This window comes from Streptomyces sp. NPDC031210 (assembly GCF_055570395.1).
In genome coordinates this window covers 14,604-23,710 of the sequence record NZ_JBVIHH010000017.1, presented here as the reverse complement: position 1 = coordinate 23,710, position 9,107 = coordinate 14,604, and the positions used below count along the sequence as shown (strand labels likewise).

Genomic DNA, 9,107 nt, shown 5'->3' with positions numbered 1-9,107 from the left:
CCGACGCTAGGTTTGAGGTCGGTTCTTGGCGACCTAAGGGTGGGGGAGGATGCAGGACCGATGGCGGGCCGGTCGCCATCCCTCATCTCACCCCCACCTCTCTCCCCCCCGGCCCCCCGCGGCCGGTCGATGCCCAGGGAGGGCCCGGGAACTGCCTGGCCCGTGCCGGTCGGGGGACCGGGCGGGCTCGCCGAAGACGCGTGCATCGGGTCATCATGACAGCCCCGTCAGCAGCGCCCTGCCCGAGACCCCTGTCAATCCTGGCAGGCGCGGTACCCGTCCAGGCGAGCGGCGAGCAGGGCGGTGTCGACGGCGGCGCGGCGCAGGACTTCCACGGCCCGGGACTCGGGGTCGTCCACCAGCGCGACGAGCAGGTCGAGGCAGTCCGCGCGGTCGGCGTAGCGGGCGCGGGCACGGTCGAGGGCGGCGTCCATGGCGGCGGCCGCGGCGGGCGACCAGCCCGGGACGCCGCTCTCGCCGATCACGGGGACCGCCCCGGAGTCCTCCACGGTGCCGTGCCATCGCAGGCCGTAGCTGATGCTGCGCTGGACGAGGTAGCCGAGCAGCCGCGCGACCTGCGGCGCGCCGTCGAAGGCGGCGCGGACGGCGGGGTCCGATTCCAGGAGGCCGTGCAGCAGATGCGCGGTGTCGACCTGGCGGTCGCCGTCGCGGGTGGCCCGCCTGCGGGCCGCGGATACCACCGACGCCAGCTCCGCGGTGAGCCGTGTGTCGAGGTCCGGCTGGGCGGGTCCGTCGCCGCCGTTGTACGCAGTACGGTTTTGCACGCTCCCCACCTCATCAGCTCCTGACGGTCGAAACATCCCCGGCGGGGAGCATTTGCGCCTCCCACGGTGGTTGGGGACGCCCGCGTGGCGTCTCCTCCTTACGGAGGAGACGCGCGGAAATACCTGGTGACCGGAGCGGTCCACGTGGTCCACCCCACACCGACCTGACGAGCCATCACATTCACCGCTCGCCGGCATTGAACCTTCACCCCCGGGCGGCTACGTTCCGCGGCAACGACGAGAAACGGTCCCTCCACGGGAAGCAGCCATCGAACAGTCACCGGACAATCGCCGAACAGTCACCGAAGGAGTGGTCGCATGGCCGAAGTCACCGCTCAGGCCCGCATCGAGGCACCGGCCGGGCGACTCTGGGACCGGCTCACCGACTTCGACTCCTACGGGCAGTGGAACGCCACGCACACCGCCTTCCCCAAAGGCGGCCCGCTGACGCTGGAGGTGGGTGCGGGCTACGAGGAGAACATGAAGCTGATGGGCTTCCCCGCGGAGGTGAACTGGACCGTGCGGGAACTGGAGCCCGGCCGCCTGCTCGATCTCACGGGCAAGGGCCCCATGGGCGTCACCCTGGGGATGCGCTACGAGCTGACACCGGACGGCGAGGCGACGACGGTCCGGATCGACGGCGCGTTCACGGGCGCCGCAGTGTCGCTGATGGCGGGCAAGCTGAAGGACTCGGCCGGCACGGCCCTGAACGAGTCACTGCGCAGGCTCGCCGCCCTGGTGGCCTGACGGGTCGATGCCGCGGCCGGAATCCCGACCGCGGCATCCATCCCCCGACCGCGGCATCCGTCCCCCGGTGCGGCATCCATCCCACGACTGCCGCACCCATACCCCCCGGCTGCCGCTCAATCCTCCTCGGCGAGGATCAGATACAGCTCCTTGCGCGCCTTGTTGACCACCGCCATGGCCTTCTCCCGCTGCTCGGGGCTGCCGGTGGCCCACACCTGCCGGAACGCCTCGACCAGGCCACCGCCGGCCTTGCGGATCTCGTTCATGGCGTCCCAGTCGACGCCGCGCCCCGCGTCCTCCCAAGGGGCGTCCGAGCCGCTTTCGGCCTCGGCCCGTCCCTCGTCGGTCAGCGAGAAGAGCTTCTTCCCGCCGTCCGCGGCATTGGTGATCAGTCCTTCGTCCTCCAGGAGTTGCAAGGTGGGGTAGACCGAGCCGGGGCTGGGCTTCCACGCCCCGCCGCTGCGCTCGGCGATCTCCTGGATCATTTCGTAGCCGTGCATCGGCCGGTCCTTGAGCAGCGCCAGGATCGAGGCGCGCACATCGCCGCGCCGCGCCCGGCCCCGGGGTCCGCCGCGGCCCCGGCCGCCACCGAACGGCGGCCCTCCGAAAGGCGGTCCGAACGGCCCGAAGGCGGAGCGCAGTCGCTCGAAGCCTCCGGGGAATTCGCCCCGGCCGCCGTGGCGCCCGGGTCCGCAGTGCTCATGTCGGTGCTCGTGTCCGTGGTCATGTCCTTGGGGACGCATGACGACATCCTTCCTACTGGCGAGTTCTATCTTTGATCGCTCGCGATGCTTCAACGATATATCGGAACAGCTCGCCGAGCAACCCCTTTCGGGTCCAATTCGCTGAGATTGGCCTTGGCCTGCGGCTTTGCCGGACCCCTACGCTCACGGCCATGAGGATTCGTATCGTCGACGCCTTCACTGAGCGTCCGTTCGGCGGCAACCCCGCGGGAGTCGTGCTCCTGGACTCCGACACCTTCCCCGAGGACACCTGGCTCCAGCAGGTCGCCACCGAGGTCAACCTCTCCGAGACCGCCTTCGCGCACCCGCTGCCCGAAGGCGGCGACGCCGACTGGGCGTTGCGCTGGCTCACCCCGGCCGCCGAGGTCGACATGTGCGGGCACGCCACCCTGGCCACCGCGCACGTCCTGCGCACCACCGGGAAGGCCACCGGTACGGTCCGCTTCCGCACCCGCAGCGGCGTGCTGACCACGACGGCCGGCAACGGCGCGTCGATCACGATGGACTTCCCTACCGCCCCGCTCACGCCCGTGGAGGTGCCCGGAATCGTCGTCGGCGCGCTGGGCAGCCCGGAGATCCGCTCGGCGTACGACACCGGTCCGCTCGTCGGCGACCTGCTGATCGAGCTCGCCGACGAGAAGGCCGTACGGGCGCTGGCGCCGGACCTGAAGGCACTGGCCGGGCACGGCGGGCGGGGCGTGATCACGACCGCCCGCGCCGAAGATCCCGACGGCGGCTACGACTTCGTCTCGCGCTGCTTCTTCCCCGCCGTGGGCGTCGACGAGGATCCCGTCACGGGAAGCGCGCACACCGCGCTCGCCCCCTTCTGGTCGGCGCGCCTGGGCCTCGACACCCTGGTCGGCAGGCAGGGCGGCGACCGCTCCGGCTTCGTACGGACCGAGCTGCGCGGCGACCGTACGCTGCTGACCGGCGCGGCGGTCACGGTGATCGACGGGGAGCTGCTGGCCGGCGGCTGACCCCCTGGCCAGGTCACCGGCGAGTGACCCTCGCCCGGGTCACCGCCGGCTGATACTCGCCCGGGTCACCGGCGGCCGGTCGCCCCACCGGCCGCCACTCCAGAACACCAGGCGCCGCCCCTCCCCTCCCCACCGGCGTGGGCAACCACCCCGCACGCCCCGCCTCACCGCGTGGGCAACCACCCCACCCGCCCCGCCAACACCGCGTACCCCACGAACGCCACGATGTCGATCAGCGCATGCGCGGCGACCAGCGGCCCGACGCGCCCCCACCGCCGGTAGAGCAGGACGAAGAGCACGCCCATCACCATGTTGCCGAAGAAGCCGCCGATGCCCTGGTAGAGGTGGTACGAGCCGCGCAGCACCGCGCTGGCCGCCAGTGCCGCCGTCGGGCCCCAGCCCAACTGCCCGAGTCTGCGCAGCAGATACCCGACGACGATGACCTCCTCCAGGACCGCGTTCTGCACCGCGGAGGCGATCAGCACCGGGATCTTCCACCACACGTCGGGCAGCGCCTCGGGCACCACCGTCAGGTTGAAACCGACCGCCCGCGCGCCCAGGTAGAGCAGCAGACCGCTCCCGCCGATGACCGCCGCCACCCCGGTGCCGCGGCTCAGGTCGAAGCCGGGCCGCCGCCGGTCCCAGCCGATCGCGCGCAGACCGCCGGCCCGTTCGCGCAGCAGCAGATGGGCCACCAGCGCGACGGGCACCAGAGCGGTCGCGATACCGAACAGTTGCCAGGCGAGATCCAGCCATGGCCGGCCGGGCGCATGAGAGGCGTTGAGCGTCGCCGCCTGGTCCTTGAGGGCGCCCGGTCTGGTCACGGAACCGAGGAAGCTGATGAGCGCCGACACCGCGCTGGCACCGAGCGACAGGGCCAGGACGAGCAGCGTCTCGTTCCGCAGGAGACCGCGGCGCGGCTCCTCGGCCGTCCCTTCGCTCCGCCCCGCACCAGGTCCTCGACCTGGAACGTCCGCATCGGCCACGGGGCTTGTATCCGACTGCACGGCTTCCTCCACTTCCTTTCACACTTCCGCGATACCGCCTCTTCGTCACCACCGCCCCGCTAGGGTCTCGACAGCAGGTACGAAGATCGCGCGCGACAGGCCGGGGACGGGCGCCATCCACGTGGCGCGTTTCCCTCCATCGAATCCCGATCGAGCTCCGACGACGAGCTCCGAGAATCAGGAGGCGCTACCGCAATGGGACGACACAGCTTGCCCGACGGCTCCGCACCCCAGAGCACAGGGGGCCGCCCCGGCACCCGCCGCCGCACCCTGCTCCTCTCGACCGCCGTCGTCCTGGCCGTCGCCGCCGGATCCGTGATCGCGCTGCGCACCGACCTGCTGCCCTTCGGAGAAGCGTGCGACGGCCAGTCCGTACGGCTGGACGTCGCCGCCTCCCCCGACATCGCGCCGGCGCTGCGAGCGGTGGCCGACCGGGCCCGCGAGCAGGGCACCCGCACGGACGGAAAGTGCCTGGACGTCAAGGTCACCTCGCGGGTCGGCTACGAGGTCGCGGACGCGTTCGGGCAGCGGCCGGCCCACTCCCAATACCAGGTGTGGATACCGGATTCGAGCCTGTGGGTGGAGCGGGTCGGCGCGGAGCAGGGCACTCCGCTGACCTCCACCGGCACCATCGCCTCCTCGCCGATCGCACTGGGCGCCGTCCCCAAAGCCGCCAAGGCCCTGGGCTGGCCGGACAAGACCCACACCTGGGCCGGACTGACCCAGGAGGTGATCTCCGGCGACGCGCTGCGGCTGGGGGTCGCCGACCCGGCCCACAGCGCGACCGGACTGCTCGCACTCGCCCGGATCAACGCCTCGAACGCCAAGGACACCGAGGACGGTGGGGAGGGCGAGGACACCGGGGACGGCAAGGGCGCCGACGACTCCGAGGACGCCCAGGGGGACGCCGAGACGCGTACGGCCGCCGCCGCGAAGCTGCTCTACCAGCGGGTCGCGGACGGCGACGGCCGGCTCCTGGCCACCTTGCCGCGCGACGGCTCCGGCGCGGAACTGGGCAATCCGCGCCGCAACCAGGCGCTGCTGCTCTCCGAACAGGCCGCGCACGCCTACAACGCCGGGGACAACGGCGGCCCCGACCTGGACCTGATCTACCCGCAGGACGGCACCGCGCAGCTCGACTACCCCTACACACTCGTCGACGATGACGAACTCAGCGCCGTCCAGGTCCGGGCCGCCAACCGCTTCATGACGCTGCTGAGCGACACCCAGGGCCAGCGGACGCTGCGTGAGCACGGCTTCCGGACCGGCAATCACGAACCGCCCGAGGACGTGAAGCGGGCGGCCGGCGGGCGCGTCCCGCGGCCCTACGCCGACGACATCGCCGAGACCCCGTCCGCCAAGGAAGTCCAGGCGCTGCTGGGCATGTGGACGATCACGGTGCAGAGCGCCCGGATCACGACGGTCGTCGACGCGTCGGCGTCGATGGCCAACCAGGTGCCGGGCAGCGGCGGCCGGTCCCGGATGGATCTCGCCAAGAACTCCCTGCTCCAGGCGCTGAAGACGTTCACGCCGGAGGACGAGATCGGCCTGTGGAAGTTCGCCACCCTCCTGGACGGCGGCAAGGACTACGTCGAGCTGTCCCCCACCGCCCGGCTCGGCGACGCCGGCGCGGACGGCGGCACGCACCGCGAGGAACTCGCCGCCGCGTTCGGCTCGCTGGCCCCGGTACCCAACGGCGCCACCGGCCTCTACGACACCCTCCGCGCCGCCTACGAGAAGGCGAGCGAGACGTACGCGGGCGGGAAGTTCAACTCCTTGGTCGTCGTCACCGACGGCGCCGACGACGATTCGAGCAGCATCGGCCTGGACTCCCTCACGGCCTCGCTGAAGAAGCTCTCCGACCCGGCGCGGCCGGTCCCGCTGATCGCCCTCGCGATCGGCCCGGAGGCCAACGACTCGGCGCTGGAACGCATCGTGGCCCCGACCGGCGGCTCGTTCCACCGCGTCAGCGACCCGTCGCGGATCCACCAGGTGATCCTCAAAGCGATCATGGAAGCGGGCGCCACCGGACCGCGCTAGGACCCGGCCACGCCTCCCGGTGGAGCCCCTCTCCCGTTACGCGCTCTCCGCCGCCTGCCGCGCGCCCGGAACGACGGGTGCCGTGGCCGCCCAGGCCACCGGCCAGGTGTGCACCGGCTCCCCGGACTCCATCAGATCGCCGTAGCGCCGGGTCATCGCGGCCAGCGCGGCGTCCCGCGTCAGGCCCTGGCGCAGCGCGTGGTGATAGGCCGCCGCCTGCCAGGAGGCGCCGTTCGTGCGGCGGACGCAGCGTTGTTCGATGATGCCCAGGTAGTGGTCCCGGTCGGCCGGTTCGATGCCCCACGCGTCCAGGCCGGCCGCCGCGAGCGGCAGCAGCTCCTGGCGCACCAGCCGCACGGCCGGCAGGTCGGTGATGCCGCCGGCCCGCCCTGACCGGGGCCAGCGCAGGGTCGCGTCGATGCCGTACCGGCAGGCGGCGTCGAAGTTCTCCGCCGCGGCCGGGAACGGCAGCCGCGACCAGACGGGCCGCGGCTGGTCGGCCAACGCCCGCACCAGGCCGTAGAAGAAGGCCGTGTTGGCGATGACGTCGGCGACCGTGGGCCCGGCCGGCAGTACCCGGTTCTCGACCCGCAGGTGGGCGGCGCCGTCGGCGACCGCGTAGACGGGCCGGTTCCAGCGGTAGATCGTGCCGTTGTGCAGCGCCAGCTCCGACAGGTCGGGGACGCCGCCCTCGTCCAGGACCCGCAGCGGCTCCTGCGGCCCGCAGATCGGCAGCAGTGGCGGGAAGTAGCGCAGGTTCTCCTCGAAGAGGTCGTAAGCAGAATCGATCCAGCGCTCCCCGAACCAGGTACGCGGACGCACTCCCTGGGCCTGGAGTTCGGGGGCCCGTGTGTCGGTGGCCTGCTGGAAGACCGGCGGCCGCGACTCGCGCCACAGCTCCCGCCCGAAGAGGAACGGCGCGTTGGCACCTATCGCCACCTGTACCGCGGCGACGGCCTGGGCGGCGTTGTATACGGCGGCGAAGCGGCCGGGCGTGACCTGGAGGTGCAGTTGGACCGACGTACAGGCGGCCTCGGGGGCGATGGAGGGCGAGCGGGACACGAGGCGCTCGACGCCCTCGATGTCGATCGCGAAATCCTCACCGCGGGCCGCCCGCATCTGGTCGTTGAGCAGCACGTACCGGTCGCTCTCCGACAGGCTGGCGGCCGTCAGGTCGGTGGCCGTCAAGGTGGGCAGTATGCCGATCATGATGATCCTGGCAGCCACCTCGCGCGCTTTTCTGTCGGCGTAGGCAAGGCCCGTACGGAGTTCCTCCGCGAGCTGGTCCAGGACGCCGCCGCACAATCGGTGCGGCATGATGTTGACCTCTAGATTGCACTGCGCGAGTTCGGTCTGGAAATCGTGGCTGGCGATGCGCTCCAGAACTTGAGAGTTCATCATCCGAGGAAGGCCGTCGGCGCCGGCGAGATTGAGTTCGATCTCCAGGCCCATGAGATTCCTGGGCCGGTCGAACCGCTTCTGGGCGAGCAACCGCCCCAACCCCTCCAGACACTCGTGAAGCTTTCTTCGATAACGCTCCCGGTCCGCCAGGTCGATCACGTCCGCGGCGACCTTCTCGCCCATCGAAGGGTCCCTCCTCGAGTGAACGGCCCGCGGAAAACGGGTCGCTTGGGAGCCGTCCCCGGCACCGCCGGGGCACGCGCTACGGTCGATGATGCCCCAGCAATCTGATCGATAACGCCTCAGGGGCGTGCCGGTACCGATAGGCTCGAAGAGACGGAGTGCCTGGCACATTCCGTGGGCATATCTCAGCGGCGATCGCCGTACGCATTTCTCTCGTCAAAAACACCGACGAGATCCGGCCTACCGCGCCGGCGGGGAAATATGAGGTAGCGCCCCCGAGGCCCCGCGCAAAGCGACGTAAAACACCCCGCACAGGGGTCCTGATTACGCCTTGCCGGAAATTCACGCGACGACTAGCCGAAACAATCCCAGAACACCTGTCGTATAAACTCCGCTGACGAGGCAGAGAGTTGGCGCCCGGTTCCGCGGTGTTCTCACCGGTGCCGGGGCACAGCGGCTGACCCCGCCGGGCCGCAGCCCCGGTCGGCCATGCTCTGACCCCGCCACGCTGACAGCGCCGTCCGCACTTGCCCAGCTCCACCGTGTCTCCGAAGTGAGAGGCGACCCACCATGCCGCTGCACCTCCCCCCTGCCCCCGCACCCGCCCTGCGCAGCGTTCTCGCCGCCCTCGGCTCGCCCACCGCCGTCCGCGAGGCCCCGACCTCCGCCCTGCGCGCCCATCAGGGACCGCTCAGCCCCGACCACCCACTGCCCGTCCACGTATGGGACGACGTCACCCGTGCCGGCGGCTCACCGCGCACCCGCCTGGCCGGCTGGCGTTTCCTCGTCCGCGGCGGGGAGCGTGCCGTGGCCACCGCCGAGGCGATGCTCACGGCCGACGGCTGGACGTTCTCGCACTTCTGCGGCGGCCCCTACGTCGCGGCCACCGAACAGGCCCTGCAACAGGCCGACTCGCTGACCACGCCGTACCAGCCACGGCTGCTCTCCGTCCCCGAGCTGTACATGCTCACCCTGTGGCTGCACCAGGACATCACCTCCGACGGCGCCGGCGGCCTGCCCGACCCCGGTGATCTCCTGGTTCCCCTGGCTCCCGCCCCGCCGGGCATCGCCGCGCACCGCCCGCAGCGGGTCGCCGACCTCCTGCCCCGGCTCACCCTGCGCCTGACGCCCGCGCCGCTGCTGCGCTCACCGGCCTGACCCCGTGGGCCGGCCGCGCGTTGGCGGCCGCCTTTAAGGGCGAGGATGTCCCGTGGTCCCGTCCGG

8 protein-coding genes are annotated in these 9,107 nt (G+C 71.5%); 4 read left to right on the top strand and 4 right to left on the bottom strand.

Features of this window, described 5'->3' with window-relative positions; translation table 11 throughout:
* Positions 1–254 precede the first annotated feature (254 nt).
* Positions 255–785, bottom strand: a complete 531-nt coding sequence (locus ACZ45Z_RS27155) for a peptidase (protein ID WP_468367554.1) — start codon at positions 783–785, stop codon at positions 255–257.
* Positions 786–1,103: 318 nt separating this feature from the next.
* Here ACZ45Z_RS27155 and ACZ45Z_RS27150 point away from each other — a divergent pair, with 318 nt between their 5' ends.
* Positions 1,104–1,532, top strand: coding sequence for a type II toxin-antitoxin system Rv0910 family toxin (locus ACZ45Z_RS27150; protein ID WP_468367551.1), 429 nt, complete (start codon positions 1,104–1,106; stop codon positions 1,530–1,532).
* Positions 1,533–1,648: 116 nt separating this feature from the next.
* Here the strand turns inward: ACZ45Z_RS27150 and ACZ45Z_RS27145 are convergent, their stop codons facing one another.
* Positions 1,649–2,275 carry a PadR family transcriptional regulator gene (locus ACZ45Z_RS27145; protein ID WP_468367548.1) on the bottom strand — a complete coding sequence of 209 codons (627 nt, stop codon included), beginning with the start codon at positions 2,273–2,275 and terminating at the stop codon, positions 1,649–1,651.
* 152 nt (positions 2,276–2,427) lie between these two features.
* Between ACZ45Z_RS27145 and ACZ45Z_RS27140 the strand changes: the two genes are divergently transcribed.
* The gene (locus ACZ45Z_RS27140) at positions 2,428–3,252 is read left to right on the top strand and encodes a PhzF family phenazine biosynthesis protein (RefSeq protein WP_468367545.1); all 825 of its coding nucleotides are present in this window, start codon (positions 2,428–2,430) and stop codon (positions 3,250–3,252) included.
* 164 nt (positions 3,253–3,416) lie between these two features.
* On the opposite strand, the gene ACZ45Z_RS27135 is transcribed toward ACZ45Z_RS27140, so the two are convergent.
* A complete protein-coding gene (locus ACZ45Z_RS27135; RefSeq protein ID WP_468367542.1) occupies positions 3,417–4,238 on the bottom strand; it encodes a CPBP family intramembrane glutamic endopeptidase in 822 nt (273 codons plus the stop codon).
* A 216-nt stretch (positions 4,239–4,454) separates the two neighbouring features.
* On the opposite strand from ACZ45Z_RS27135, the gene ACZ45Z_RS27130 reads away from it, so the two are divergent.
* The gene (locus ACZ45Z_RS27130; protein ID WP_468367539.1) at positions 4,455–6,299 is read left to right on the top strand and encodes a substrate-binding domain-containing protein; all 1,845 of its coding nucleotides are present in this window, start codon (positions 4,455–4,457) and stop codon (positions 6,297–6,299) included.
* Positions 6,300–6,335: 36 nt separating this feature from the next.
* On the opposite strand, the gene ACZ45Z_RS27125 is transcribed toward ACZ45Z_RS27130, so the two are convergent.
* Positions 6,336–7,883 carry a glutamate-cysteine ligase family protein gene (locus ACZ45Z_RS27125; RefSeq protein WP_468367536.1) on the bottom strand — a complete coding sequence of 516 codons (1,548 nt, stop codon included), beginning with the start codon at positions 7,881–7,883 and terminating at the stop codon, positions 6,336–6,338.
* Positions 7,884–8,453: 570 nt separating this feature from the next.
* Here ACZ45Z_RS27125 and ACZ45Z_RS27120 point away from each other — a divergent pair.
* Positions 8,454–9,041 carry a hypothetical protein gene (locus ACZ45Z_RS27120; protein ID WP_468367534.1) on the top strand — a complete coding sequence of 196 codons (588 nt, stop codon included), beginning with the start codon at positions 8,454–8,456 and terminating at the stop codon, positions 9,039–9,041.
* Positions 9,042–9,107: the final 66 nt, after the last annotated feature.